At 72.0% G+C, this 25,234-nt stretch carries 26 protein-coding genes and 1 pseudogene; 17 read left to right on the top strand and 10 right to left on the bottom strand.

The features are described from left to right. Positions 1-3 precede the first annotated feature (3 nt). Together ACIQWX_RS24130 and ACIQWX_RS24125 are read left to right on the top strand one after the other, a co-directional pair. Positions 4-339 (top strand): ArsR/SmtB family transcription factor, encoded by a 336-nt coding sequence (locus ACIQWX_RS24130; protein WP_400875019.1) that lies wholly within the window; start codon positions 4-6, stop codon positions 337-339. Position 340: 1 nt separating this feature from the next. Continuing rightward, positions 341-820 carry an SRPBCC family protein gene (locus ACIQWX_RS24125; protein WP_400875016.1) on the top strand — a complete coding sequence of 160 codons (480 nt, stop codon included), beginning with the start codon at positions 341-343 and terminating at the stop codon, positions 818-820. Here the strand turns inward: ACIQWX_RS24125 and ACIQWX_RS24120 are convergent. Further along, entirely contained in the window at positions 789-1,754 is a 966-nt protein-coding gene (locus ACIQWX_RS24120; RefSeq protein WP_400875013.1) for a helix-turn-helix transcriptional regulator, read from the bottom strand. The genes ACIQWX_RS24125 and ACIQWX_RS24120 overlap by 32 nt on opposite strands. 53 nt (positions 1,755-1,807) lie before the next feature. Here ACIQWX_RS24120 and ACIQWX_RS24115 point away from each other — a divergent pair, with 53 nt between their 5' ends. From ACIQWX_RS24115 to ACIQWX_RS24100, 4 genes and pseudogenes are all read left to right on the top strand, one after another. Further along, entirely contained in the window at positions 1,808-2,932 is a 1,125-nt protein-coding gene (locus ACIQWX_RS24115) for an epoxide hydrolase family protein (RefSeq protein WP_400875889.1), read from the top strand. 74 nt (positions 2,933-3,006) lie between these two features. Continuing rightward, positions 3,007-3,891 (top strand): annotated as a pseudogene (locus tag ACIQWX_RS24110) (winged helix DNA-binding domain-containing protein); the annotation flags it as partial. Positions 3,892-3,977: 86 nt separating this feature from the next. Then, positions 3,978-6,974, top strand: a complete 2,997-nt coding sequence (locus tag ACIQWX_RS24105; protein ID WP_400875010.1) for an ATP-binding protein — start codon at positions 3,978-3,980, stop codon at positions 6,972-6,974. Positions 6,975-7,005: 31 nt separating this feature from the next. Further along, positions 7,006-8,232 carry an FAD-dependent monooxygenase gene (locus ACIQWX_RS24100; RefSeq protein ID WP_400875007.1) on the top strand — a complete coding sequence of 409 codons (1,227 nt, stop codon included), beginning with the start codon at positions 7,006-7,008 and terminating at the stop codon, positions 8,230-8,232. Here ACIQWX_RS24100 and ACIQWX_RS24095 read toward each other — a convergent pair. Next, positions 8,198-8,524: a DUF3140 domain-containing protein gene (locus ACIQWX_RS24095; protein WP_400875004.1), complete on the bottom strand. Its 327-nt coding sequence runs from the start codon at positions 8,522-8,524 to the stop codon at positions 8,198-8,200. The two genes, ACIQWX_RS24100 and ACIQWX_RS24095, sit on opposite strands and share 35 nt — an antisense overlap. Before the next feature lie 55 nt (positions 8,525-8,579). Between ACIQWX_RS24095 and ACIQWX_RS24090 the strand changes: the two genes are divergently transcribed. Beyond that, positions 8,580-8,789 carry a DUF2945 domain-containing protein gene (locus ACIQWX_RS24090; protein ID WP_364526028.1) on the top strand — a complete coding sequence of 70 codons (210 nt, stop codon included), beginning with the start codon at positions 8,580-8,582 and terminating at the stop codon, positions 8,787-8,789. Here the strand turns inward: ACIQWX_RS24090 and ACIQWX_RS24085 are convergent. Further along, positions 8,786-9,670: an NmrA/HSCARG family protein gene (locus ACIQWX_RS24085; RefSeq protein WP_400875001.1), complete on the bottom strand. Its 885-nt coding sequence runs from the start codon at positions 9,668-9,670 to the stop codon at positions 8,786-8,788. The two genes, ACIQWX_RS24090 and ACIQWX_RS24085, sit on opposite strands and share 4 nt — an antisense overlap. A 101-nt stretch (positions 9,671-9,771) precedes the next feature. Here ACIQWX_RS24085 and ACIQWX_RS24080 point away from each other — a divergent pair, with 101 nt between their 5' ends. Then, on the top strand, positions 9,772-10,317 hold the full coding sequence (locus ACIQWX_RS24080) for a TetR/AcrR family transcriptional regulator (RefSeq protein WP_400874998.1): 546 nt from the start codon (positions 9,772-9,774) through the stop codon (positions 10,315-10,317). Positions 10,318-10,606: 289 nt separating this feature from the next. On the opposite strand, the gene ACIQWX_RS24075 is transcribed toward ACIQWX_RS24080, so the two are convergent. Next, a complete protein-coding gene (locus ACIQWX_RS24075) occupies positions 10,607-11,731 on the bottom strand; it encodes a helix-turn-helix domain-containing protein (RefSeq protein WP_400874997.1) in 1,125 nt (374 codons plus the stop codon). Positions 11,732-11,903: 172 nt separating this feature from the next. Between ACIQWX_RS24075 and ACIQWX_RS24070 the strand changes: the two genes are divergently transcribed. Then, entirely contained in the window at positions 11,904-13,169 is a 1,266-nt protein-coding gene (locus tag ACIQWX_RS24070) for a YncE family protein (protein WP_400874994.1), read from the top strand. 6 nt (positions 13,170-13,175) lie between these two features. Here ACIQWX_RS24070 and ACIQWX_RS24065 read toward each other — a convergent pair whose 3' ends face one another. Next, positions 13,176-13,589, bottom strand: a complete 414-nt coding sequence (locus tag ACIQWX_RS24065; protein WP_400874991.1) for a DUF5655 domain-containing protein — start codon at positions 13,587-13,589, stop codon at positions 13,176-13,178. A gap of 17 nt (positions 13,590-13,606) precedes the next feature. Further along, positions 13,607-14,083: a MarR family transcriptional regulator gene (locus ACIQWX_RS24060; protein ID WP_400874988.1), complete on the bottom strand. Its 477-nt coding sequence runs from the start codon at positions 14,081-14,083 to the stop codon at positions 13,607-13,609. A 186-nt stretch (positions 14,084-14,269) separates the two neighbouring features. On the opposite strand from ACIQWX_RS24060, the gene ACIQWX_RS24055 reads away from it, so the two are divergent. Next, positions 14,270-14,974: a DUF4142 domain-containing protein gene (locus ACIQWX_RS24055; RefSeq protein ID WP_400874985.1), complete on the top strand. Its 705-nt coding sequence runs from the start codon at positions 14,270-14,272 to the stop codon at positions 14,972-14,974. A 1-nt stretch (position 14,975) separates the two neighbouring features. Here the strand turns inward: ACIQWX_RS24055 and ACIQWX_RS24050 are convergent, their stop codons facing one another. Then, positions 14,976-15,896: a helix-turn-helix domain-containing protein gene (locus ACIQWX_RS24050; protein ID WP_400874982.1), complete on the bottom strand. Its 921-nt coding sequence runs from the start codon at positions 15,894-15,896 to the stop codon at positions 14,976-14,978. A 71-nt stretch (positions 15,897-15,967) separates the two neighbouring features. Here ACIQWX_RS24050 and ACIQWX_RS24045 point away from each other — a divergent pair, with 71 nt between their 5' ends. After that, positions 15,968-16,366 carry an ectoine synthase gene (locus ACIQWX_RS24045; RefSeq protein WP_400874979.1) on the top strand — a complete coding sequence of 133 codons (399 nt, stop codon included), beginning with the start codon at positions 15,968-15,970 and terminating at the stop codon, positions 16,364-16,366. Here the strand turns inward: ACIQWX_RS24045 and ACIQWX_RS24040 are convergent. After that, entirely contained in the window at positions 16,348-16,911 is a 564-nt protein-coding gene (locus tag ACIQWX_RS24040) for a TetR family transcriptional regulator (RefSeq protein ID WP_400874977.1), read from the bottom strand. The two genes, ACIQWX_RS24045 and ACIQWX_RS24040, sit on opposite strands and share 19 nt — an antisense overlap. A gap of 92 nt (positions 16,912-17,003) precedes the next feature. On the opposite strand from ACIQWX_RS24040, the gene ACIQWX_RS24035 reads away from it, so the two are divergent. Beyond that, positions 17,004-18,158 (top strand): FAD-dependent monooxygenase, encoded by a 1,155-nt coding sequence (locus ACIQWX_RS24035; protein ID WP_400874975.1) that lies wholly within the window; start codon positions 17,004-17,006, stop codon positions 18,156-18,158. On the opposite strand, the gene ACIQWX_RS24030 is transcribed toward ACIQWX_RS24035, so the two are convergent. Both ACIQWX_RS24030 and ACIQWX_RS24025 read right to left on the bottom strand, forming a co-directional pair. Further along, positions 18,128-18,640 (bottom strand): GNAT family N-acetyltransferase, encoded by a 513-nt coding sequence (locus ACIQWX_RS24030; protein ID WP_400874972.1) that lies wholly within the window; start codon positions 18,638-18,640, stop codon positions 18,128-18,130. The genes ACIQWX_RS24035 and ACIQWX_RS24030 overlap by 31 nt on opposite strands. Before the next feature lie 10 nt (positions 18,641-18,650). After that, the gene (locus ACIQWX_RS24025) at positions 18,651-20,447 is read right to left on the bottom strand and encodes a sigma-54-dependent Fis family transcriptional regulator (RefSeq protein ID WP_400874969.1); all 1,797 of its coding nucleotides are present in this window, start codon (positions 20,445-20,447) and stop codon (positions 18,651-18,653) included. A gap of 167 nt (positions 20,448-20,614) precedes the next feature. Between ACIQWX_RS24025 and ACIQWX_RS24020 the strand changes: the two genes are divergently transcribed. The 5 genes from ACIQWX_RS24020 (at position 20,615) to mimD (ending at position 25,216) form a co-directional block, all read left to right on the top strand. Beyond that, positions 20,615-20,863, top strand: coding sequence for a hypothetical protein (locus ACIQWX_RS24020; protein WP_400874966.1), 249 nt, complete (start codon positions 20,615-20,617; stop codon positions 20,861-20,863). Between the two features lie 107 nt (positions 20,864-20,970). Then, a complete protein-coding gene (locus ACIQWX_RS24015) occupies positions 20,971-22,623 on the top strand; it encodes a methane monooxygenase (RefSeq protein ID WP_400874963.1) in 1,653 nt (550 codons plus the stop codon). 20 nt (positions 22,624-22,643) lie between these two features. Further along, complete coding sequence (locus tag ACIQWX_RS24010) at positions 22,644-23,672, top strand: NADH:ubiquinone reductase (Na(+)-transporting) subunit F (protein WP_400874960.1); 1,029 nt, start codon at positions 22,644-22,646, stop codon at positions 23,670-23,672. Between the two features lie 6 nt (positions 23,673-23,678). Next, a complete protein-coding gene (locus ACIQWX_RS24005; protein WP_400874957.1) occupies positions 23,679-24,848 on the top strand; it encodes a toluene hydroxylase in 1,170 nt (389 codons plus the stop codon). After that, complete coding sequence (mimD, locus tag ACIQWX_RS24000; protein WP_400874954.1) at positions 24,845-25,216, top strand: propane 2-monooxygenase effector subunit MimD; 372 nt, start codon at positions 24,845-24,847, stop codon at positions 25,214-25,216. The genes ACIQWX_RS24005 and mimD overlap by 4 nt, the downstream gene beginning before the upstream one ends. Positions 25,217-25,234: the final 18 nt, after the last annotated feature.

Genomic DNA, 25,234 nt, shown 5'->3' with positions numbered 1-25,234 from the left:
CCCGTGGCACGAGCAGCGACGACCGCCGACACCTTCAACGCCGTAGCCGAACCCCGGCGGCGCGAAATCCTCGACGTCCTGATGGGCGGCGAACGGTCCGTCGGCGACCTCGTCGACCTGCTCGGCCTCGCCCAGCCGCAGGTGTCGAAGCACCTGCGCGTCCTGCGGGAGGTGGGTGCCGTGGACGTGCGCGGCGACGGCAGGCAGCGGCTCTACCGGCTCAACGGCCCGGCGCTCAAACCCATCCACGACTGGGTCAAGCGCTACGAGCGGACGTGGTCGGAGCGGTTCGAGCTGATGGACGAAGTCCTCGAAGAACTCAAGGAACAGGAGAAGTGACGTGGAGATCACCACCCCCGCCGACGACCGGATCCTCATCACGCGCGAGTTCGACGCGCCCCGGCACCTCGTCTACCGCGTGTGGACCACGCCGGAGCTGGTGCGGCGCTGGTGGAGCGGGCACCGCGGGACCACCACCGAAGTCGAGCTGGACCTGCGGCCCGGCGGCCGCTGGCGGTACGTGCTCAAGACGAACGACGGCGCCGAGGTCGGCTTCCACGGCGAGTACCGCGAGATCGTGCCGGACGAGCGGATCGTCTACACCGAAGTGTTCGAGATGCCCGGCGTGGACCTCGACTCCGTGGACGGGCCGCTCAACACCGTCACCTTCACCGCGCTCGACGGCGACCGGACGCGGCTCGAGCTGCTGACCGTCACCGGCAGCCAAGAACTGCGCGACACGATCCTGCAGTCCGGCATGGAGGTCGGCGTCCGCGAGCAGATGGCGATCATCCAGGAGCTGGCGGACTCCCTGCGCTAGCCCGCAGGAACCGCGAACCCACCTTCGCCAGCTCGGCGGCCAGCTCCGGCGCGTCTAGCACCTCGAAGTCGACCTCGAGGAGCCCGAGGTACAGGCCGAGCATCGGCGCGTTGTCGGAGCCCACTTCCGCGACGCAGCGGTCCGGCCCCTCGGGCGTCACGTCGACCGCGAGCGGCAGCCGGGCCCGGACGTACGCCTCGGACGCGTGCAGGCGCACCTTCGCGTGGAACCGCCAGGTCGCCGCGCCGACGCTGCGCTGGACGAACTGCGCGACGTCGCCCTCGGGCGCCTCACGCGGGGTGAAGCGGGGCCCGTTCGGCACCTTCGGCGTCATCCGGTCGACGCGGAACGTGCGCCAGTCGTCCCGGGCGGTGTCCCACGCGACGAGGTACCAGCGCCGGCCCCAGCTGACCAGCCGGTGCGGCTCGACGTCGCGGCGGCTCGGCGCGCGCGCGTGGCTCGTGTAGTCGAACCGCAGCCGCTCGGCGGCCCGGATCGCTGCCGCGATCGCCGTCAGCACGTCCGCGTCGACGGCCGGGCCGCCGCCCGGCACCGCGACCGTCGCGGCCTGCAGCGCGTGCACCCGGTGCCGCAGCCGCGACGGCAGCACCTGCTCCAGCTTCGCCAGCGCCCGCACCGAGGTCTCGGCGATCCCGGCGACGCCGGTGGCCGTCCGCAGCCCGACCGCGACGGCCACCGCTTCGTCGTCGTCCAGCAGCAGCGGCGGCAGCTGCGCGCCCGCGCCGAGCCGGTAGCCGCCCTGGACGCCGGGGGAGGCCTCGACCGGGTAGCCGAGGTCGCGCAGCTTCCCGACGTCGCTGCGGACGGTGCGCGCGGTGACGCCCAGCCGCTCGGCGAGGTCGGCGCCGGTCCAGTCGCGCCGCGTCTCGAGCAGCGACAGCAACCGGAGCAGGCGGGCGGAGGTCTGCAGCATTTTCCAAGGATCGCACGAATCGCGGAAGGAAGTCTTCCGCAATGGTTCGTAGCGTGCTGCTCATGACGAACTCCTTCCGCATCGAGATCCCGCAGACCGAGCTGGACGACCTGCACCGCCGCCTCGCCGGCGCGAGGTTCGCCGACCCCGTGCCCGGCGACGAGCCGGACTGGTCGCGCGGCATCCCCACCGCCGCCGTGCGCGAGCTGGCCGAGTACTGGCGCGACGGCTTCGACTGGCGTGCGCAGGAGGCGGCGATCAACGCGTTCCCGCAGTTCACGACCGAGATCGACGGCCAGGTCGTCCACTACCTGCACGTCCGGTCGCCGCGGGCCGACGCGCTGCCGCTGCTGCTCACGCACGGCTACCCCAGCTCCTTCGCCGAGTTTCTCGACGTGCTCGGCCCGCTCACCGAGGACGGGCCGGACGCGTTCCACGTCGTCGTCCCGTCCGTGCCGGGGTTCGGCTTCTCGACGCCGCTGAGCGGGCCCGGCTGGGAGCTCGCCCGGACCACGGACGCGTTCGCCGAGCTGATGACGCGTCTCGGCTACGACCGCTTCGCCGCGCAGGGCGGCGACATCGGCGCCGGCGTCACCGGCCGGCTCGCCGCGCTGTACCCGGACCGCGTCATCGGCACGCACGTCACCAGCGACCGCGGGACGATCGCGCTGGCGGGGGAGCAGCTACCGCTGCCGGAGAACCTGTCCGCGGCCGAGCAGTCCGAACTGGACGCCGCCCGCGAGGCGTGGAAAGCCGGCCGCGGGTACCTGGACCTCCAGTCCCACAAGCCCGAGACGATCGCGGCCGCGCTCACCGACTCCCCGGTCGGCCAGCTGGCCTGGATCGCGGAGAAGTTCGAGGCGTGGACCGGCGCCGGCGTCGACCGCGACCGGCTGCTGACCACCGTCAGCCTCTACTGGTTCACCCGCAGCGGCGCGAGCGCGGCCCGGTTCCTGTACGAAGCCGCGCACGCGGCCCACGGCTGGCTGGCGCCCTCGGACGTCCCGGCCGGCTGGGCGGTCTTCAACAGCTCGCCCGTGGTGCGCCGGATCATGGACCCCGACGAGAAGATCGCGCACTGGTCGGACTTCGCCGAGGGCGGCCACTTCGCGGCGATGGAGGAGCCGGAGCTGCTCGTCGAAGACATCCGCGCGTTCTTCCGCGGGCTGCGGCCGTGAACGTCCGCGCGCTCAACCGGGCGCTCCTGGCCCGGCAGCACCTCCTGGCCCGCACGGCGCTGCCCGCGTCGGCGATGATCGAGCACTTGGTCGGGATGCAGGCGCAGGCGCCGCTCGCGCCGTACGTCGGGCTGTGGACGCGGCTTTCCGCGTTCCGGCCGGACGAACTGGCCACGCTGCTCACCCGCCGGGACGTCGTGCGCGGGCTGCTGATGCGCGGGACGGTCCACCTCGTCACCGCCGAGGACGCGCGGACGCTGCGGCCGCTCGTCCAGCGCGTCGTGGCGAACGGCTACACCGGGCACTTCGGCCGGCGGGTCGGTGGCGCGGACCTCGACGCCGTGGCGCGCTTCGGTCGTGAGCTGCTGGAGGAGTGCCCGCGCACCCGCCGGCAACTGCAGGACGCGCTGGCCGCTCGGTGGCCTCAGCACGACGCTGAAGCACTTTCTTACGCTGTAAGTTACCTGGTGCCGACCGCGCAGGTCACGCCCCGCGGCGTCTGGGGCTCGACCGGCCCGGCCGTCCTGACCACCTTGGACGGCTGGCTCGGCCGTCCACCGGCCTGCAATCCGTCGCTCGAAGCCGTGATCCGCCGGTACCTTACGGCGTATGGCCCGGCCTCGGTCGCCGACATCCAGGCGTGGTCGGGGCTGACGAAGCTGCGCGAAGTCGTGGAGCCGATGGGACTGCGCACGTTCCGCGCGGAGTCCGGCGCGCTGCTGTACGACGTCGAGGACGGCCTGCTGCCGGACCCGGACACGCCGGCACCGGTGCGGTTCCTGCCGGAGTACGACAACGTCCTGCTCTCGCACGCCGACCGCGCCCGGGTCCTCCCGCCCGGGCGGCGGGTCCCGTTGCCGCCGGGCAACGGCGCTTCGCGCGGGACGGTACTGGTGGACGGCTTCTACCGCGCGGACTGGCGGCTGCGCTCCGGCGTCCTGGAGTTCACCCCGCACGACCGCCTGGGGAAGGGCGAACTCGCGGAGATCACGGAAGAGGGGGAGCGGCTGCTGGAGTTCCTCGGCGCTGGGGCCAGAATCACCGCGTGCAGTTCGCCATCCTCGGGCCGGTCGAAGCCCGCCGTCCCGACGGGACCGCCGTCGCCCTCGGCGGGCCCCAGCTGCGGGGGTTGCTCGCGCTCCTCGCCCTCGACGCCGGCCGGGTCGTCGGTGCCGAGCGGCTGATCGACGGCCTGCACGGCGAGCACCCGCCCGAGGGCGCCGCCGAAGCGCTCCAGTCCCAGGTCTCGCGGCTGCGGCGGCGGCTGCGGGACGGCGGTGCGCCCGACGGGCTCGTCGAGTTCACGCCCGCCGGGTACCGGCTGGCCGTCGACCCCGAGGACGTCGACGTTCACCGCTTCGAACGCCTCACCGCGGAGGCGCGCGAAACGCCCGACCCGGCCGCGAAACGCAAGCTGTTCGCCGAAGCCCTCGCGCTGTGGCGAGGGCCGGCGCTCGACGGTCTCGCCGATCCGCCGCGCGCGGCCCGGCTGGCCGAACTGCGCCTGGCGGCGACCGAGGACCGCGTCGAGGCCGATCTGGTGCTCGGTCACCACGACCACGTCGTCGCCGAACTCCGCGAGCTGACCCGAGAACACCCGCTGCGCGAACGGCTCGCCGCCCAGCTCGTGCGCGCGTTGCACGGCAGTGGGCGCTCGACCGAGGCCCTCACCGTCTTCGCCGAGACGCGGGAGCGGCTCGCCGACGAGCTGGGCGCGGACCCGTCGCCGGAGCTGGCGGACGCGCACGCCGCCGTTCTGCGCGCCGCCGCGCCGACCTCGGCCCGGCGGGTTCCGGTGCCGCTCACCGGGTTCGTCGGCCGGACCGAACTCGACCGGCTGACGACGGCCCTGGGCACCGCCCGGCTCGTCACGCTCACCGGGCCCGGCGGCGCGGGCAAGACCCGCCTCGCCGTCGAAGCCGCGACCGGCGACGCCTGCTTCGTCGAGCTGGCGACGACGACCGACGTGCCGCGGGCCGTGCTCACCGCGCTCGGCCTGCGCGAACAGGGCGTGCTGGCCCCGGGCGCGGCCGAGGACCCCGCCGACCGCCTGGCCACCGCCCTCGCCGACCGGCCGCTGCTGCTCGTGCTCGACAACTGCGAACACGTCGTCGCGGCGGCCGCGCGGCTCGTCCGGCGGCTGCTCGCCGGCTGTCCCGGCCTGCGCGTGCTCGCCACCAGCCGTGAGCCCCTCGGCCTGACCGGCGAGACACTGGTGCCGGTCGGCGCCCTGCCCGCCGTCGCCGCGGCGCGGCTGTTCACCGACCGGGCGGCGGCCGTCGCACCCGGCGAACCCCTCGACCCGGCCGCGGTGACACGGATCTGCGCCGCCCTCGACGGCCTCCCGCTCGCGATCGAGCTCGCGGCCGCGCGCCTGCGGTCGTTGTCCGCGGACGACGTCGCCGCCCGGCTCGGCGACCGCTTCCGGCTGCTCTCGCGCGGCGACCGGACCGCCGAGCCGCGGCACCGGACGCTGCGTGGCGTCGTCGAGTGGAGCTGGGACCTCCTGGAGCCGGACGAGCGGCGGCTCGCGGGCCGGTTCGCGGTGTTCGCCGGCGGCGCGCGGCTCGACGCGGCCGAGCGCGTCTGCGCCGAACCCGACGCCGACGTCGTGTTGAGTGGTCTGGTCGAGAAGTCCTTCGTCGAGTTCGACGGCGGCCGGTACCGGATGCTGGAGACGATCCGGGCGTTCTGCGCCGAGCACGGCGACGACCGGCGCGCGGAGCACGCGAAGTACTTCCTCGACCTGGCTCGCGCGGCCGAGCCGAAGCTGCGTGGCGCGGACCAGCTGAGCGCCCTGGACGAACTGACCGCGGAGCACGCCGACCTGACCGCGGCACTGCGCTGGAGCACCGCCGAAGACCCGGAAACCGCGGTCCGGCTCATCGCCGCCCTGACCTGGTACTGGTGGCTGCGAGGCCGGCGCGGCGAGGCGACGCCGTTCGCGGACGCCGTCGTCGCCGCGTTCGGCGCCGAGCCACCACCCGGGCTGGCCGAGGAGTACGTCGTCTGCCTGATCCAGGCGTCCCGCACCGACGTCGAGCCCGAGCCGATCCTGCAGGGGCTCGACGGGCCGCTGCGCCACCCGTACCTCTTCCTGCTGTGGGCGTTTTCCCCGCGCACCAAGCTGCGGGACGGCGAACGGCTGGCCGCGCTGGTCGGCGACGACTCGTGGTCGCGGGCGTTCACGCGCATCGGCGACGGCCTCGGCGCTCAGTACCGCGGCCGGATCGAGGAAGCCGAGACGCACTTTTCGGCGGCGCTGCACGGGTTCCGCGCTCTCGGTGACCGCTGGGGTGAAGCGAGCGCGCTGGAGAAGCTGGCCGAGTTCGCGGACTGGCGCGGCGACCACGCGCGGTTCCGCGAGCTGATGGACGAGTCCGTCCGGCTGGCCGGCGAGCTGGGCTCCTTCGAAGACGCCGCCGAGCTGCTGTGCCGCCGCGCCGACGGCGTGCTCCGCGCCGGCGACGCCGAAACCGCCCGCGCCGGCTACGAAGCCGCCGCCGAGCAGGCCCGCGCGGCCGGCACGCCGGTGACGCTCGCGCGAGCCCGCGGCGGCCTCGGCGAGATCGCGCGGCGCGCGGGTGACCTGGCCGCGGCCCGGCGCTGGTACACCGCGGCCGTCGGCCTCGCCGCCGGCCCGGTGACCGGCGGCGAGACGCGGATCCGGCTCTACACGGGCTTCGGCTGGACCGCCGCCGCCGAGGGCAACCTCGACGAGGCGACCGAGCTGCACCAGGAGGCGCTGGCCACCGCCCTCGAACACGCGAACCTGCCGGGCGCGGCCCAGGCGGTCGAAGGCCTGGCCGGCGTCCTCGCCGCGCGGGAGGAGGACGAGCGGGCCGCGTTCCTGCTCGGCGTGGCGGTCGGGCTGCGCGGCGCGCCCGTCACCGGGGACGCGGATGTCGAGGGGGTCGCCGACCGGGTGCGCTCGCGCATCGGTGCCGACGCCTACTCACAAGCCTTCGACCGCGGTCGCGAAATGCCCCCTGAGCAGGCGTTGAGCGAGTTCGGTCAGCGGCGGTTCGCGCTCGGTTCGTGAGCGGTCAGCGGCCGCGCCCACAGTCCGGGGCATGACGAAGACGATCCTGATCTCCGGCGCGAGCGTCGCCGGCCCCGCCCTCGCCTGGTGGCTGCACCACCACGGCTTCCGCCCCACCGTCGTCGAGCGCGCCCCGAGCCTGCGCGAAGGCGGCTACAAGGTCGACATCCGCGGTGTCGCCGTCGACGTCGTCCGCCGGATGGGCCTGCTCGACGAGGTGCACGCGGCGAGCACCGACATGCGCGGCGCGGCGTTCGTCAACAAGCGCGGCAAGGAGATCGCCACGCTGGACGCCGACACGTTCGGCTTCCGCCACGGCGACGACACCGAGATCCTGCGCGGCGACCTCGCGAAGATCCTCTACGACGCGACCCGCGAGCACACCGAGTACGTCTTCGGCGACTGGATCACCGGCCTCGACGAGCGCGCCGACGGCGTCCACGTGACGTTCGCCAACGGTCAGCCGCGCCGGTTCGACCTGGTCGTGGGCGCCGACGGCCTGCACTCCGGCGTCCGCGCGCTGGCGTTCGGCCCGGAGGAGGAGTACCTGCGCCGGTTCGACGCCTACATCTCGATCTCGACCGTGCCCAACACGTTCGAGCTGGACCGCTGGGAGCTGCTGCACTCGGCGGCCGCGGGCAAGATGGTGAACGTCTACAGCACCGCCCGCGCCGACGACGCGAAGGCCGCGTTCTGGTTCAGCGCCCCGCCGCTGAGCTACGACCGCCGGGACGTCGACGGCCAGAAGGACCTGGTCGCCGGCCAGTTCGCCGGGCTCGGCTGGGAAACCGCCGCGTTGCTCGAGGCGATGCGCGAAGCCGGCGACTTCTACTTCGACCCGGTGTGCCAGATCGTCATGGACCGCCTGTCGGCCGGCCGCGTGACCCTGCTGGGCGACGCGGGGTACTGCCCTTCGCCGGCCTCGGGGCAGGGCACGAGCCTGGCCCTGGCCGGCGCGTACGTCCTGGCGGGCGAACTGGCGACGGCCGGCGACCACACGTCGGCGTTCGCCGCCTACGAGCGGGAGATGCGGCCGTACATCGAGAAGAACCAGGCCCTGGCGAAGACGGCGTTGCGCGGGATCATCCCGCAGTCGCGCGCGTTCGCGTGGTTCAACACCCGGATGATCAAGCTGATGCCGTACCTGCCGGGCCGCAACCGCGTCCTGGAGCAGATGGCCCGCCCGATCCGGGAGGCCGCGAACGCATTGGTGCTCAAGGACTTCACTTCTTCAGCGGATCGTGCCCCCAGTTCATGAGCGAGTACCGCCAGGTCGTCTCCTTCACGTCCCCGGACGGCCGCTGCGCGAGGTGGCGGTGGACGTAGCCGACGACCTTGCGCATGTGGGCGAGGTCGTCGGCGGAGACGTCGTCCTTCTTCTTGTTCAGGATGCCGATGATCCGCCGGCCGGACTCGTGCCCGACGGACTCCCCGCCACCTCTGTGCTGCCCGGAGTCCTTGGACTCGTCGGTCTTCAGCCAGTCTTCGAGCTGCTTGGCGGTCATGTTGACGTTCTTGCCGAACTCGCGGCGGGTCTCTTCGTCGTCCATTCGGGACGCATACCCGCTCCGATCACGGGTATGCGCACTTCAGGAGGTGGTTCTCATGAGCAAGGACTTCAAGAAGGGCGACCGCGTCCGGTGGGACGCGGGCAACCAGAGTTCCGTCGGGACGGTCGAGGAGAAGATCACCAAGGACACCCACGCGGGCAAGCGGGACGTCAAGGCGTCGCCGGAGGAGCCGCAGTACCTCGTGAAGAGCGAGAAGTCCGGGAAGACCGCGGTGCACCACCCGGACAAGCTGCACAAGGCCTAGCTTCGCGCGAGGTGCTTTTCCGTCCACTCGGCGAACGTCGTCAGCGGGATGCCGAGCGCCCGGGCGAATTCGGGGCGGGCGGGGTGGCCGACCTCGTTCTGCCACTCGTGCCGGACCGCGTACGACGGCGCCCCGGCGGCGATCGCCTCTTCGGCGGTCATGTCGGGCGCCGTCAGCTCGACGCCGAGCGCGCGCGAGAGGATCTCGGCGACCTGCGTCATCGTCATCAGCTCGCTCGCCAGTTCCAGCTCGACGCCGTCGAAGCGCGCCGGGTCCTGGAACGCGGCGGCGGCCGCGGCGCCGATGTCGTCCACCGCGACCAGGGCGAGTTCGGTGGCGGGCTTGATGGTCGTGACCAGCCGGCCGTGGGGCAGCAGGAACGACGGCGGCAGGAAGTTCTCCATGAAGAAGCCGGGCTTGAGCAGCGTCCAGTGCGCAAAACCGGCGTCGCGGACGCGGTCCTGGATCGCGGTCTTGGTCTCCATGTAGTGCTCCATCGACGTCCAGCGGCCCTCGGCCCAGCCGGGCACGGACCGGTGCTGCCCGGCGCCGGAGACCGAGGTGTGCACGAACTGCGGCACGCCTGCGTCGCGGGCCGCGTCGACCAGGTTGCGGCCCTGGACCCACTCGGAGTCGCCTTCGAGGTTCGTCAGGTCGGGCATCTGGACGGAGAACACGCCGCGGACGTCCTTCATGGCGGGGGCGAGGGAGGCCGGGTCGTAGAGGTCGCCTGGCACGACTTCCGCGCCTGCCGCACGGAGGTCCTGCGCTTTCTCGGGGTTCCGCACCAGCGCGCGGACGGGCACGCCGGCCTTCAGGAGCGCGCGGGCGGTGGCGCCGCCTTGCTTGCCGGTGGCGCCGGTGACCAGGACGGGGGACATGGGGACTCCTCGGGCCGTAAGTGGCGGGGCCCGCCACTTCGTGCTCGCTACACTAGCGACTAAGTGGCGGCCCCCGCCACTTCCTGTCCCGGAGGTGGTCCGTGCCGCGGTCCGACGCCCGCCGCAACTACGCGCGCATCCTCGCCGTCGCCGAGGAGGAGGTCGCGGCGCGCGGCGCCGACGCGTCCCTGGAACAGATCGCCCGGACGGCCGGCGTCGGCTCGGCGACTGTGCGCCGCCACTTCCCGAGCCGCCCGGCGCTGCTGGAGGCGGTGTTCCGGCGGCAGGTGGAGGCGCTGGCCTCGCAGGCCCGTTCGCTGGCGGCGGAGCCGGACGCCCGCACGGCGCTGCTGGACTGGCTGCGCGCGGTGACGACGTACGCGGCGACGGCCCGCGGCTTGGCGACGGCGCTGGTCCGCGACGAGCAGTCGATGGCCCACGCGTGCTCGACGACGATGACCGAAGCGGGCGAACCATTGGTACGCCGGGCGGCCGAGGCGGGCGCGGTCGGCCCGGACGTCACGGCGGCGGATTTGATTGCGGTGGTGACGGGGATCGTGCTGGCGACGGAGCACCACCGCGACCCGGCCGCCGAGGCGCGGCGGTTGCTGGAGCTGGCGGTGCGGGGGATCAGTCCGAGGTCGTGAGTCGGCGGTGCGGTGCCTGCCACGATCGCGCGGCGTCGAGCGCTTCGGTCGGTGGGGCGCGGTGGTTGTTGGGGCTAGCGTGTGGGGGATCAGCTTGAGGCGGTGAGCTAGTGGTGTAGTGCCCGCCGCGAGCGCGCGCGTCGGCGGGGCGCGGTGGTTGCTGGAGTTGGCGGTGTGGGGGATCAGTCCGAGGTTGTGAGCCAGTGGTGCGGTGCCTGCCACGATCGCGCGGCGTCGAGCGCTTCGGTCGGCGGGGCGCGGTGGTTGCTGGAGCTGGCGGTGCGGGGGATCAGTCCGAGGCCGTAAGCCACTCGTGCAGTGCCCACCACGACCGGACCGCGTCGAGCACCCGGCCGCCCGTGTTCTCCGCCAGTGGCAACGGTGTCAGCTCCGCCAGCCTGTCCAGGCGGTACCGGACCGTGTTCGGGTGCAGGTGCAGGGCCTCCGCCGTCGGGCGCAGGCGCTGGCCGTGGTCCAGGTACGCCAGCGCCGTCGCCGCCAGCTCGTGGTGGAACGGGTTCGCCGGGTCCAGTGCGCCGAGCAGGGCCGTCGTCAGCAGGCTCGCCAGCAGGGGCTGGGCCGTCAACGCGATCTCGCCCGCCAGCGCCGTCACGTCGTGGTAGCCGGGGCCGGCGATGCGCGCCGCCTCCGTGCAGAGCCGGTGCACCTCGCGCAACGCCGGCAAAGCGGCCGGGGGCGCCACCACCAGTGAAACACCTTCGAAGAGCGCGACCCCGGCCGGTGACCGCACGGCCAAGCCGGTCAGCCGGCCCTCGACCAGGCCGTACACCCCGCCGAACTCCAGCAGTGCCTGCTCCAGCGTTCGCGCCTGGGCCGGGTCGCTCACGTCCGACACCACGCAGAAGTACCGGACGTCCGGGTGCAACCCCGCCCGCCGCAACTCCTCGGGCGTCGGCGGGTGTCCCGACAGCAGCAGCGTCCGCAGCAGCTGCGTCCGGGCGTCGCGCACCGTGCGGGACAGCTGGAGCTCGGCCGCGTGGTAGCCCTTGACGATGTGGTGCTCCAGCGCGCCGGTGTAGCGGTCGGCGTCGAGGACCGTTTCGAGGATGAGGTCGTCGGGGACGCCGGCCGCCCGGGCGCGCTCGACGGCGACGCGCGCCGCGTGCGTGCGGCCTGCCTGGACCCCGCTCAGCAGTTCGGTGAGCGGGACACCCTGCGCCGCGCGGTCCGCGCCCAGTGCCTCGGCGGTGGTGTAGTCCTCGCGCGCGGGGCCGTCGGGGCTCGCCGTCGCGCGCAGCGCGGCCGAGAGCAACACCTGGATGTGCCGCCGGTTCTCGGCTTCCGGCAGCCGCGCGACCTCGGGCGACTCGCTGCGCGCCACCTTCACCAGCTCGTCCAGCACGGCTTCGTCCGCGGCCAGGTCGTCGAGGATCCGGCGGAGCAGCGGCGTCACCGGGCACCTCCCGAAACCGTTGTGGCACCGCCACAACCGGCACCGGCGACGTTGGGCGGCCGACCCTACCGGACGGGCTCCGGTGCCCGGTTATCGTGGCGGTACCGGACAGTAACCCCTGCCCGGGGCAAAACCACCGCCGCACCTCTTCAACGTCGAAAGGTGTCTTGTCGTGCGCACTTCCCCGGGAATCCGCCGACGGCGGTCCTACCTCTCGCGCCTGGCGTACCTCACCTCCGCCGTCGCCCTGCTGGCGACCGGCGCGGCGGTGCCCGCGACCGGCGCCCCCGCGGCGCTGCGGGAGGTGATGTTCGTCGGCAACAACTGGGAGGGGACGGCCGACGTCATCGCCTCGCGCGGTTCCTTCGCGAAGATCGGGCGCGTGAACATCATCCCGGACAAGGACGACCGGCTGCGCGAGATCTACCTGAACCCGATCAAGCTGGCGTTCTTCCTCGGCATCCGCAACGGGCCGGGGGAGGGGCACGACCAGTTCGTGGACGACATGTACACGACCCCGGACGGGGCCTCGGTGGTGGCGTCCCGGCCGAGCTTCGCCGACGTCGTCTCGATCAGCCTCAGCACCGGCCGGATCAACTGGCGCTTCCCGGTTTCCGGGTTCCGCGCCGACCACATGGCGGTCTCGCCGGACGGCCGCCGCGTCGCCGTCTCGGCTTCGACGTCGAACACCGTGCACGTGCTGGACATCGTGACCGGGCAGCAGGCCGGCTCGTTCGCGACCGGCGACAAGCCGCACGAGAACGTCTTCACCGGCGGCGGCCGGTACCTGTGGAACATGTCGATCGGCAACGTCGACACGAACCTCGACGACCCCGGCTGGGACTTCACCAAGGGGGACCGGCACATCACGGTCGTCGACGCCACGACCTTCCGGCAGGTCAAGGTGATCGACATGCGCGACCGGCTCGACGCCTTCGGGCGCCGCGATCTCTCGGACGCCGTGCGGCCGGTCGCGTTCACACCCGACGAGTCCAAACTGTACTTCCAGGTGTCGTTCTTCAACGGTTTCCTGGAGTACGACGTCGCGACGGACAAGATCACCCGGCTGAAGGAGCTGCCGAAGAACCCGGCCACGAGCGACGACCGCACGACGTTCGTCAACGACTCCCGCCACCACGGCATGTCGATGAACCCGGCGGGCACCAAGCTGTGCGTCGCCGGGACGATGGACGACTACGCGACGGTCGTCGACCGCGCGACCCTGCAGCAGGGCACGCTGGTGCCGGCGGTGAAGCCGTACTGGGCCACGGTGAGCGGCGACGGCAGCGCGTGCGTCATCTCCGAGGCGGGCGCGGACCAGGTGACGGCGATCGACTTCGCGAGCGGGCAGAAGCTGGTCTCGGTGCCGGTGGGCGACCACCCGCAGCGGGTGCGGATCGGTCACGTCCCCGAGGGGTGGACCGGACCCGCGAGCTGAACCGGCTCAGGCGAAGTCGTAGGCGATCGTGAACCAGCCGCGGACCTCATCGTCCACATCGGATACTTCGCGCAGCTTCAGCTGGTGGCCCACCCGCGGCCCCGACGCCCAGCGCGCCGGGGCGATGCGGGCCGTCTCGATCGGGCGCGGCAGGAACAGGTACACCAGGACGTCCCGCGAGCGGGGCCGGAGCTCGGCGAGCTTCCGGTCCCGCTTGAGGAACACCCCGACCTTGACGGCGTCCTCGTGGACGTCGCCCAGTGTTCGCAGGTGCTCGACGACGGCGTCGTAGATCGCGCGGAACTTCGGGTCGCGGCCGGCGAAAGTCTGCTCGACCGTGCAGCCCGGGACGCACGTGTGGCCCTGTCCGGTGCGCGCGAACTCGCGGTCGCAGCGCGGGCACGTCCAGCGGGTCGCCATGCCGTCCAGGATGGCACTCACAGCGGCGCCGGGCCGAGCGCGGGGACCGTCGCGGCCGCGTTGACCAGCCGGCGGGCCGCCGCGGCCGCGGACTTGCGCTGCGACGGCGGCAGCCGGTCCAGCAGCGCGCCCAGCGCCGCGTGGCGCTGTTCCAGGATCCGCGCCACCAGCTCGTGGCCCGGATCGGTGACCTCGAGGGTCACCACGCTCCGGTTGCGCGCGTCGCGCCCGCGCGCCACGTAGCCGAGGGACTCCAGCCGGTCGGCCAGCCGCGTCACCGACGACGCGTTCACGCCCATCGCCGCCGCCAGCCGCGAGCTCGGGACCCGGCCGAGGCGATCGAGGATGAGCAGCAGCCGCGTCTGCGGGAACGAGACCTCGGGCGGCGCCGCGTGCGCGCACTCCCACGCGATCCCGACCAGCACCAGGGTGAGGCCGTCCAGGGCCACCACGTCCGGGTCGGCGCCCGGGGCCGCGTCTTCGAGGGTTTGCATGGAGCAATACTTGCCAATCGCAAGAGCATCGGTCAAGATAGGTGCTCCGGCACTCGCCCGGCACTTCTTGGCGCGTCCACATGAGACGCCCGAAACTCCTTGCGGCACAAGCGAAATCGGTTTGAACCCCTTCGTGGCGGGAGCCGTAGTACCCCGTGCAGGCACTTGTCGCCAGAAGGAGGAACGATGCCGGATCACCGTGGCATGACGGCCAAGGCCAGGGCTCGGACCGTGCTGGTCGTCGTGGCCACGCTCGCCGTGGTCGCCGTGGGCTCGGTCCTGGTGCTGAAAGCGAGCGCCCAGACCGCACCCGGGTCGACGCAGGCGCAGGTCCCGGCGTACGGGCACGACATGGCGGGCATGCAGCTGGGCTCGGCCGCCCAGGCCGCGGCCGACATCGCCGGTGCCGGGCCGGTCACCGAGCTGGACAAGACGTTCCTGGTGAAGGTCCGCCAGGCCGGGCTGTGGGAGATGCCCGCGGGCACGCTCGCGCAGACGCACGCCAGCAGCGACGCCGTGAAGCGCGCCGGGCTGCACCTGCTGGACGGGCACTCGCACCTGGACCAGCTCGTCCGCGAGGACGCGAAGATGCTCGGCGTGACGCTGCCCGACCAGGCGAGCGCCGAGCAGCAGGGCTGGGTCCGCCAGCTGACCGCCGCGCAGGGGCTCGAGTTCGACAAGCTGTTCGTCAACCTGTTGCGCGCCTCGCACGGCAAGATCTTCGCGACCATCGCCGAAGTCCGCGCGGGCACGCAGAACGACGTCATCCGGCGGCACGCGACGCAGGCGAACCAGACGGTGCTCGACCACATGAACGTCCTGGAGGACACCGGTTTGGTGGATCCGGAGACGATCGCCGAGGTGGCCGCGGCGGTCAACCCGCCGAAGTGACTCAGGCGGTCGTGCGGAACGCGCGGCGGTACGCCGAGGGCGACGTTCCCACGACCCGGGTGAAGTGGTGCCGGAAGGTTGCGGGGCGGTCCAGGCCGACGGCCGCGCCGACCTGCTCGACCGACAGCGCGCCGCGCTCGAGCAGCGGCAGGCTGGCGGTGATCCGCTGCGCGACGACCCAGCGCAGCGGGCTGGTGCCGGTCCGCCGGTGGAAGTGCCGCAGGAAGGTGCGCGGCGCCAGGTGGGCCCGGGCCGCCAGTGCGGCGACGGTGATCGGCTCGGCGAGGTGCTCCAGAGCCCAGGCCATCGCGTGGGACACGCCGTCGCCGCCGGCCGGCTCGGCCACGGCGGCGGCCACGACCTGGGTCTGGTCGCCCTCCCGGTGCGGCGGGCCGACGAGGTGCCGGGCGACCGCGCCGGCGACCCGTGCGCCGTGGTCCCGGCGCACCAGGTGCAGGCACAGGTCGAGCGCGGCGGCGTTGCCCGCGCCGGTGAGGACGTCGCCGCCGTCGACGTACAGCACGCCGGGCCGGACGCGGATCCGCGGATGCCGCTCCCGCAAAAGGTCCGTGTACTGCCAGTGGGTCGTCGCTTCGCGGCCGTCGAGCAGCCCGGCCGCGGCGAGCGCGAAGACGCCCGAGCAGATCGACACGATCCGGGCGCCCCGCGCGTGCGCGTCCCGCAGCGCGGCCACGAGTCCGGGAGGCACCGCGGCCCGGACGTCCGGCACGGCGACGACGACCACGGTGCCGGCGGCCGCCAGGACGTCCACGTCCGTCGGCGAGCAGACCCGCAGGTCGTACCGGGGTGCGGCGGCCGGCGACTCGAACACTTCGACCACCGCGCCGAGCTCGAAGGAAGCGATCCCGTCGAACGCCGGCGCCGCGACGGTGTGGCGGCTGCCGGGGGACGCGGACGGCATGGCGCGATCTTAGCGGTCCGGGGCGGTCACGCCGCTTCCGCGGGCGCAGGCCGGCGGCGAGGATCGGATCCATGATCATCCATGCGCTGAACGACGTCATCGGCACCGGACGCGAGGTGACGGGACCGGAGTGGTCCAGCCGCCGCCTGGTGCTCGCGGCGGACCGGGCCGGCTTTTCGGTGACCGACACCGTCGTGCGGGCGGGTGCCGAGCTCGAGATGTGGTACGCCCACCACGTCGAAGCCGTCTACGTCCTCGAAGGCCGGGGCGAAGTGACCGACCACGAGACCGGCGAGGTGCACCGCCTCGAACCCGGCGTGCTGTACCTCGTCGACGCCCACCAGCGGCACACCCTGCGTACCCACACGGAGTTCCGCGCGGTCTGCGTGTTCGACCCGCCCCTCACCGGCCGGGAGGTGCACGACGAGCGCGGCGCCTTCCCACCGCCCGCTCAGGACCGCGCGAGGTAGCGCTGGACGGTTGGGCCGACCTCCTCGACGACCTCCGCCGGGGTCAGCGCGACCACCGGGGGCAGGCGCAGGACGTACCGCGTCAGCGCCAGTCCCAGCAGCTGGCTCACCACCAGCCCGGCGCGCCGGGGGGCGTCGGCCGGGTCGCCGAACCGCAGCACCGCGGGGGTGACCTGGCCGGCGAACACCTCGCGCATCTTCTCGACCACGGCGTCGTCGGCGACGGCCGTGCGCAGCAGCGTCAGCAGGATCTCGTCGGTCGGCGGGTGCTCCCACAGCGCGAGGAACTGCCTGGTCAGCAGCGCGCCGACGGTGCCGGGGTCGGCCGCGGCGAGGTCCGGCAGGTCCAGCTCGACGTCGACCGCCGCCGCGAACAGGCCGTCCTTGCTGCCGTAGTAGCGCATCACCATCGACGGGTCGATGTCCGCGTCGGCGGCGATCGAGCGGATCGTCGCGCGGCGGAAGCCGTCGGCGGCGAACCGGCGGCGCGCCGCGTCGAGGATGGCCGCCCGGGTGGCATCGGACCGGCGGGGTGGTTCAGTCATGCCAACAAGTGTAGGCCAACACTTGTTGACAAGCCAGTGCGGGCGTGCCTACCGTGAATGCCAACAGTTGTTGGCAAAACTCGGAGGTCGTCGTGAACCTGCCTGCCCGTACCGATGTCCTGATCGCCGGCGCCGGCCCCGCCGGCCTGGCCGCGGCGATCGTCCTCGCCGAAGCCGGCGTCGATTTCCTGCTGCTCGACCGCCAGGCCGAGGGCGCGAACACCTCCCGGGCCTGCGTGGTGCACGCCCGCACGCTGGAGGTGCTGGCCGAGCTCGGCGTCACCGAGCGGCTGAAGGAGCTGGGCGTCGTCGTCCCGACGTTCACCGTCCGCGACGGCGCCGCGGTGCTGGCCAAGGTGCCCTTCGGCGGGCTGCCGACCGCCTACCCGTACACGCTGATGGTGCCGCAGGACCGGACCGAAGCCGTGCTGCTGGCGCGGCTGCGCGAAGCCGGCGGCGACGTGCACCGGCCGTACGAGGTCACGTCGGTCGCCGGCGACGACACCGGCGTCACGGTCGAGACGACCGGCGGCACCGTGCGCGCGAAGTACGTGGTCGGTGCCGACGGCATGCACAGCACCGTGCGGGAGCAGGCGGGCATCGGCTTCACCGGCGCCACCTACGCCGAGTCGTTCGTGCTGGCCGACGTCCGGATGAGCTGGCCGCTGGCGCGCGAAGAGGTCAGCCTCCACCTGTCGCCGGAGGGTGTGACGGTCGTGGCGCCGCTGCCCGACGGCGACGACCACTACCGCGTCGTCGCGACGGTCGCCGAGGCACCCGAGCACCCGGGCGTCGCGGACATCCAGTCCATTGTGGACGCGCGGGGTCCGGAGGGTGCGCGGTCGCGGGTCACCGAAGTGGTGTGGAGCTCACGGTTCCGCGTCCACCACCGGGTGGCCGACCACTACCGGGCGGGCCGGGTGCTCATCGCCGGCGACGCGGCGCACGTGCACAGCCCGGCCGGCGGGCAGGGCATGAACACGGGCATCCAGGACGCGGTCGCGCTCGGCAGGCTGCTGGTCCGCGTGGCCGCGGGCGAGCCGGACGCGCTGCTGGACACGTACGAGACGACGCGGCGCCCGGTGGCGACGGAGGTGGTGGCGTTCACCGACCGGATGACCCGGATGGCCACGCTGCGGCCCCGCCCGGCGCGGCTGCTGCGCAACACGGTGCTGAAGACGGTCTTTTCGCTCCCGCCGATGCGGGCGAAGCTGGCTTACCAGCTGGCGGAGCTGGCGGCGCGCTGATCCCCGGGGTACCACCGGCCGAGCCACTGCTCGGCGCCGTAGTCCTCGTACCGCTTGACCTCCACGAACCCCAGCTTCGCCGCGAGCCGCATCGAAGCGGCGTTCGCCGTCTGGGTGCGCAGCGCCACCGGCTCACCCGGCCGCGCCGAAGCGAACCACTCCAGCGCCGCCGCACACGCCTCCGCCGCGTACCCGTGCCCCCACGCCGACGGCAGGAACAGGTAACCGATCTCCGTCTCGCCGTCCTCGCGCGAGTCGAGAGTGACCATGCCGATCATCGTGCCGTGGAGGTCCACCACGAACGACCCGAACCGGCGTCCCGGCAGCTCGGGCACCGCGCTCTCGACCTCGGCGCGCGGCCGGGACCCGCCGATGTACCTGCCCACCTCCGGCGAAGCGAACAATTCGACGTACGCCGGCCGGTCGCGGGCCTCGGACTCCCGGAGCACGAGCCGCTCGGTCCGCAAAGGTGGTTCACTCACGCCCGCCAACCTAGCGGGCCGGCGGCACGATCCCGTACTCGTGGATCTTGCGGTAGATCGTCGCCCGGGAGATGCCCAGCAGCTTCGCCGCCCGTACCTTGTTGCCGTCCGCGTCTTCCAGGCACTTCACGATCGCGTCACGCTCGATCGACTCGAACCGGTTCAGCGGCCGCCGCCCCACCGTGTGGAACTCCGCCGGGAGGTCGCCCGGGCGGATGGTGCCCGCGCGGCGGCGCTGGGCCACCGCCCGCAGCACCTGGTAGAGCTGCCCGGTGTTGCCCGGCCACTCCGCCCGCATCAGCAGGTGCAGCGCCGCGGCCGAACACGTCAGCCGCCCGCCGTAGCCGAGCTTGCTCAGCACCAGCGGGACCAGCTCCGCCAGGTCCTCGACGTGGTGGCGCAGCGGTGGCACCCGCACCGTCCGCGGGAACGACTTCAGCAGCTCGGCCAGCGCCGGTTTCGTCTCCGCCTCCGGCACGAGCGTGAGCACCACCCACGGCGCGTCGGCCAGCTCACGCAGCTCGCGCAACGCCGTGGCGAGCGCGTTCGCCGCCGGTGCCGGCAGCCGGTCGGCGTGGCGGACGACCAGCGTCCGGATCGGGGCCTCGGCGTGCTCGCGCAGCAGCGCGGCCCAATCCGTGCCCGCCGCCGCGTCCACGGTCAGCAGCCGCGCCGCCGGGTGGTGGCGCTGGTGCAGGCCCTTCGCCAAGGTCAGCTTGCCCGTCCCGGCCTCACCTTCCAGCGCGACCCACTCGCCGCGCTGGTGGCCCGTGTCGAGGTCGTGCCCGCAGCGCAGCCACAGCGGCGCCGAGCCGACCACGCCCGGCAGGTACATCGGCAGCATCGGCGTCGACGGCACCGCGAGGGTTTCTTCGGCCTCGATCAGCTTCACCGAAAGGACGCCGCCCGCGGTGTCGGTCTCCCGCTGGCCCGGGACGCGGCGGCAGAACACGCGCACGCGCAGGCCGCTGGACAGCGCCAGCGTCGCCGACGTCCGGCGGCCGTCGGTGAGCGCCGCGGTGCCGTGACCCAGCAGCACCGACTGGTCGGCCGGGTCGAGCAGCTGCCGCGCCCGGTCGTTCATCATCACGATGTCCTCGTTGAACGCCAGCACGATGCCCGTCCACCGGCGGCAGGTCTGCAGGTAGGCCTGGAAGAGGATCATCTCCCGCAGGTCGCTGTGGCGCAGCAGCGCCTGCCGGATCTGCTCGGCCGTCGAGCGGGCGAGCGCGATCAGCAGGCCGCCGGCGTCCTTGTACCAGCAGGTGAGGTCGACGGCGCCGATCTTCTTGCCGGAGATCGGGTGGTGGATCGGCACGCCCGCGCAGGCCAGGTTCTCCAGGTGCTCGGCGTAGTGCTCGTGCCCGAACACCGTGGTCGCGCGGCCGTCCTCGAGCGCCGTGCCGATGCCGTTGGTCCCGACGGACTGCTCGCCGTAGCTGAACCCGGGCACCAGCTCGACGCGTTCGAGGTGCCGCTTCAGGTCGGCGTCGCCGGTCCGCTGGGTGAGCACGACGCCGCTGGCGTCGGTGAGGATCAGGCTGATCGGCTGGCCGTCGAACTGCTCGCTCAGCTTGTGCAGCACCGGTTCGGCGCCGCGCATGAGCGGGATGTCGAGGTTCTGGTCGCCGAAGTAGCGGGGATCGATCCGGTCGGCCTCCACCCGGAACTCCTGCGAACGCCGCCAGGAGGCCAGGATCGTCTGCCGGACCGTGCCCGGCGGCACCGGTTCGGCCGTCAGGAAACGCACCCGGGTGCGGGCGAGCTCGTCGTCGGCGAGCAGGGTTCCGGGCGCCATCTCGTCCACGTGACCTCCAGCTTCCCGCGGCCCACGTGGGTGCGGGCACACCCGTTGTGCCGCCCGTTCAGCCTAGATCCGGCGTGCGGCGCGCGGTGTCTCAAATTGAGACGCCCGGGTCCCGCGCCCGGCGGTCCGATGGAGGGCCAACCCACCGCTGACCAGGAGGAGTGCCCATGCCCGCCGAGGCCGCGGAGACGTACAACCCGTGGACGATCGTCAACCTGGTTTTCACGCATCTGGCCGAACAGGGTCTGCACCCGACGTTCGGCGGAGAGGGCCATCCCGGCGAACCGGCGGCCGCGCTGCTGCGCGCGCTCGGGATCACCCCGACCGTCGAGGGCGACGCGCGGGTGCGCACCGGCGTCCACAGCGAGCTCGCCGAGCTGCGCGCCCGGATGCTCGGCGCGGACGAAACGCCCTGAGCAGCGGTTCTGTCTCAGATTGAGACCCGCGTCACCCGGCTACGCCCCTTCAATGGTCAACGCAGGACGTCCGCCCCGACGGCGAGCGACCGACAAGGAGTTGATCCATGAGTCGCCAGAGTGTGGCGAAAGCCCACCAGAAGATCCAGGAACTGTCGTGGGAGCCGGCGTACCACACCCCGGTTTCGCACTACGGGACCGACTACACGTTCCAGAAGGCCAAGAAGAAGGACCCGTTGAAGCAGGTCCTCCGCTCGTACTTCCCGATGCAGGAGGAGAAGGACCACCGGGTCTACGGCGCCGAGGACGGCGCGATCCGCGGCAACATGTTCCGCCAGGTGCAGGAACGCTGGCTGGAGTGGCAGAAGCTGTTCCTCTCGATCATCCCGCTGCCCGAGATCTCCGCGGCGCGGGCGATGCCGCTGCTGTTCCGCACGGTCCCGAACCCGGAACTGCACAACGGCCAGGCGATCCAGATGATCGACGAGGTCCGCCACTCGACGATCCAGCAGAACCTCAAGCGCCTGTACATGCAGAACTACATCGACCCGGCGGGCTTCAACTCGAGCCTGCGCAACTTCCAGAACGACTACTGCGGCACCATCGGCCGCCAGTTCGCCGAAGGCTTCATCACCGGTGACGCCATCACCGCGGCGAGCATCTACCTCACGATCGTCGCCGAAACGGCGTTCACGAACACGCTGTTCGTCGCCATGCCGGCCGAAGCCGCCGCGAACGGCGACTACCTGCTGCCCACGGTGTTCCACTCGGTGCAGTCCGACGAGTCACGCCACATCAGCAACGGCTACGCGACGCTGCTGATGGCGCTGTCGGACGAAAGCAACCACCAGCTGCTCGAACGCGACCTGCGGTACGCGTGGTGGAACAACCACGCCGTCGTCGACGCCGCGATCGGCACGTTCATCGAGTACGGCACCAAGGACCGCCGCAAGGACCGCGAGAGCTACGCGGAGATGTGGCGCCGCTGGATCTACGACGACTACTACCGCTCGTACCTGGTCCCGCTCGAGAAGTACGGGCTCGTCATCCCGCACGACCTCATCGAGGAAGCCTGGAACCGGATCTGGAACAAGGGGTACGTCCACGAGGTCGCGCAGTTCTTCGCCACCGGGTGGCTCGCCAACTACTGGCGCATCGACCCGATGACCGACGAAGACTTCGAGTGGTTCGAGTACAAGTACCCGGGCTGGTACGACAAGTACGGCAAGTGGTGGGAGAACTACGCCCGCCTCGCGACGCCGAACGGGCACCACCCGATCGTCGCCGAAGACGTCGACTACGTGTACCCGCACCGCTGCTGGACCTGCATGGTGCCGTGCCTCATCCGCGAGGACATGGTGGTCGACGAGGTCGACGGCCAGCACCGGACGTACTGCTCGGAGACGTGCCGCTGGACCGACGCCGAGGCGTTCCGGCCCACCTACCAGGGCCGCAACACCCCGAACATGGGCCAGCTGGTCGGCGCCCGCGAGTGGGAGACGCTCTACCACGGCTGGAACTGGGCCGACGTCGTCTCCGACATGGGCTTCGTCCGCGACGACGGCAAGACCATGGTCGCGCAGCCGCACCTGAACCTGGACCCGAAGAAGATGTGGACGCTCGACCACCTGCGCCGGATGCCCGAGGTGCAGTCGCCGAACGTGCTGCTGAACCAGATGACCGACGAGCAGCGCGCCACCTTCGTGGCCGACTACAACCGCCAGGGCCCGGCCGGGCGCCCGGCGCCGCAGACGGCCTGACGAGACGGGAAGGGCCTGGCATGGCGGAAAAGCACCGCGTCCGGTTCGAGCCGGTCGGGATCGAAATCGACGTCGACGAGGACACCACGATCCTGCGCGCCGCCGCCGAGCAGGGCGTCATGCTCATGCACGGCTGCAAGGAAGGGCAGTGCGCGGCGTGCAAGTCGTTCATCCTCGACGGCGACGACGTCGAACACGACCGGTACTCGACCTTCGCGCTCCCCGACTACGAAAAGGAGGAAGGCTTCACGCTGCTGTGCCGGGCCCACGCCTACGAAGACCTGACCATCGAGCTGCTCAACTACGACGAGGAGATGATCCAGTCCGGGCTGCCGATCCAGGAGGCGACCGTCGAGGTCGTCTCGAACGAGAACGTCACGCACGATCTGCGGCACCTGGTGGTGCGCCTCGACGAGGAACTGAAGTTCTTCCCCGGGCAGTACCTGGACTTCGCGATCCCGGGCACCGAGGAGACGCGCTCGTTCTCGATGGCCAACACCTCCGCGCGCGACGGGCTGCTCGAGTTCGTCATCAAGATCTACCCCGACGGGTTGTTCTCCCGGTTCCTCGACGCCGAAGTCGCGGTCGGCGACCGGCTCCGGGTGACCGGCCCGTTCGGGGTGTTCACCCTCCGGGACAACCCGGGGGCCGACCTGGTCTTCGTCGGCGGCGGGGCCGGGATGGCGCCCATCCTGGCGCTGCTGCGGGCCATGGCCGAGCGCGGCCTCGACCGGAAGGCGGTCTTCTACTACGGCGCCCGCCGCCGGCAGGATCTCTGCTTCGAGGACGAGCTGCGGGCGCTCGAGGAGAAGCTGCCGGGCTTCCGTTATGTACCAGCGCTTTCCGAGCCGGGTGACGACGGCTGGGACGGCGAGACCGGCCTGATCACCGACGTCCTGCGCCGGGCCGGTCTCGATCTCAAAGGCGCCGACGCCTACGTCTGCGGGCCGCCGCCGATGGTGGAAGCCGCGCTGGAACTGCTGCCCGCGCTCGGCGTCGCCGACAAGCGCGTCTTCTACGACAAGTTCACCACCACGGGCGAAGGGTAAAAACCCATGACAGCCACTTCCGAACGCAGCGTGCCGAAGCCGGCGTTCACCGACGCCGAAGCGGGCGCGAAGGTCTTCCCGGACTCGAATGCCCGCCAGTACAACTACTTCACCCCGGCCAAGCGCAAGCAGAGCCACTACGAAGACGTCACCGTCGAGGTCCAGCCCGACCCGCGCCACTACCTGTCCCAGGGCTGGCTCTACGCCTTCGCCGACGGCAAGGGCGGCTACCCGCTGGAGTGGACCGCGCTGAAAGCGTGGGGCTCGGACCGGCCGCTGCCCGAGCGCGGCCCGGGCTCCGGCGGCAAGGGCTACGACTGGCCGGCCCACGGCTGGCACGAGTTCCGCGACCCCAACGAGGAGTGGGAGCTCACCCTCTACCGGTACAACGCGAACGTCGTGCGCCAGCTCAACCAGAACATCGACGCCGCGCGCCAGGCCAAGGCGTTCGAGCAGTGGAACCGCAACTGGGTCGACTTCGTCGCCAAGCACGTCGGCGCCTGGATGCACGTCGACCACGGTCTCGGCCTGTACTTGTTCGCCAACGCCAACCGCCGCGCGCCGACGAACATGCACAACAACGCGATTTCGGTGAACAGCATGCACCGGATCCGCGCGGCACAGGACCTGGCGCTGTACAACCTCACGCTGACCGAGGAGATCGAGGGCTTCGACGGCACGGCCCACCTGTCCACCTGGAACGAGGACCCGGCCTGGCAGGGCGTGCGGGAGACCGCCGAGCAGCTGACCGGGATCTGGGACTGGGGCGAGGCGATCTTCGCCGCGAACATCGTCTTCGAGCCCCTCGTCGGCGAGCTGTTCCGCAGCAACCTGGTGCAGCAGGCCGCGCCGGCCAACGGCGACTTCGTCACCCCGACGCTGATCGGGGCCGAGGAGTTCGACTTCTCCGAACGCGACCTGCGCTACACGAAGCCGTTGTTCGACCTGCTGGTCAACGACAAGGAGTTCGCCGACCACAACCGCGCGCTGCTGCAGAAGTGGCTCGAGGACTGGGTGCCGAAGAGCATCGCCGCCGCCCGGGCGCTGCAGCCGCTGTGGTCGCAGCCCGACGCCAAGCCGATCCGGTTCGAGGACGGACTCGACCGCGTGAAGAGCCGGTTCGCCGGAATCCTGTCCGAATTGGGCCTCAAGGCACCCGAGGAGCTGGGCCAGTGACTGTCTTCAAGACCGCGGAAAGCCCGTACAAGGTCAACAACACCGCGTCCAACATGTGCGGTTTCACCCTGATGAACAACCAGGTCGGCGCGATCATCGCGGAAGTGATGGGGACGAAGGACAACGTCACCATCACGCCGCTGCCGTCGATGATCCGGGTCGACGCGGTCGGCCGCATGGACGTCGTCTACGCCGAGGTCGACGAGGCCGCCGGCGAGGAGGAGGGCTGGTTCAACGCGGCCGAGTTCGAGGAAAGCATGTCCACCCACTACGGGCGGATGATCCACGAAGACGACCGCACGATCATGTTCGCCAACCCGGAGGACGCGGCCGAGTACCTCGACTTCGACCTCAAGCCCCTCAAGTAATCCCTTAGGAAGCACTCG

The sequence above is a fragment of the Amycolatopsis sp. NPDC098790 genome (assembly GCF_044759945.1).
Lineage (GTDB): Bacteria > Actinomycetota > Actinomycetes > Mycobacteriales > Pseudonocardiaceae > Amycolatopsis.
This window is presented reverse-complemented; position numbering and strand designations above follow the sequence as displayed.

Bases quoted from the DNA above. Each gene is read 5' to 3' on its own strand.
- ACIQWX_RS24055 (WP_400874985.1), top strand. From the start codon at position 14,270: ATGCCGGATCACCGTGGCATGACGGCCAAGGCCAGGGCTCGGACCGTG.
- ACIQWX_RS24120 (WP_400875013.1), bottom strand. From the start codon at position 1,754: ATGCTGCAGACCTCCGCCCGCCTGCTCCGGTTGCTGTCGCTGCTCGAG.
- ACIQWX_RS24010 (WP_400874960.1), top strand. From the start codon at position 22,644: ATGGCGGAAAAGCACCGCGTCCGGTTCGAGCCGGTCGGGATCGAAATC.
- ACIQWX_RS24095 (WP_400875004.1), bottom strand. From the start codon at position 8,524: ATGGACGACGAAGAGACCCGCCGCGAGTTCGGCAAGAACGTCAACATG.
- ACIQWX_RS24045 (WP_400874979.1), top strand. From the start codon at position 15,968: ATGATCATCCATGCGCTGAACGACGTCATCGGCACCGGACGCGAGGTG.
- ACIQWX_RS24005 (WP_400874957.1), top strand. From the start codon at position 23,679: ATGACAGCCACTTCCGAACGCAGCGTGCCGAAGCCGGCGTTCACCGAC.
- ACIQWX_RS24050 (WP_400874982.1), bottom strand. From the start codon at position 15,896: ATGCCGTCCGCGTCCCCCGGCAGCCGCCACACCGTCGCGGCGCCGGCG.
- ACIQWX_RS24085 (WP_400875001.1), bottom strand. From the start codon at position 9,670: ATGTCCCCCGTCCTGGTCACCGGCGCCACCGGCAAGCAAGGCGGCGCC.
- ACIQWX_RS24090 (WP_364526028.1), top strand. From the start codon at position 8,580: ATGAGCAAGGACTTCAAGAAGGGCGACCGCGTCCGGTGGGACGCGGGC.
- ACIQWX_RS24015 (WP_400874963.1), top strand. From the start codon at position 20,971: ATGAGTCGCCAGAGTGTGGCGAAAGCCCACCAGAAGATCCAGGAACTG.
- ACIQWX_RS24100 (WP_400875007.1), top strand. From the start codon at position 7,006: ATGACGAAGACGATCCTGATCTCCGGCGCGAGCGTCGCCGGCCCCGCC.
- ACIQWX_RS24020 (WP_400874966.1), top strand. From the start codon at position 20,615: ATGCCCGCCGAGGCCGCGGAGACGTACAACCCGTGGACGATCGTCAAC.
- ACIQWX_RS24040 (WP_400874977.1), bottom strand. From the start codon at position 16,911: ATGACTGAACCACCCCGCCGGTCCGATGCCACCCGGGCGGCCATCCTC.
- ACIQWX_RS24065 (WP_400874991.1), bottom strand. From the start codon at position 13,589: ATGGCGACCCGCTGGACGTGCCCGCGCTGCGACCGCGAGTTCGCGCGC.
- ACIQWX_RS24060 (WP_400874988.1), bottom strand. From the start codon at position 14,083: ATGCAAACCCTCGAAGACGCGGCCCCGGGCGCCGACCCGGACGTGGTG.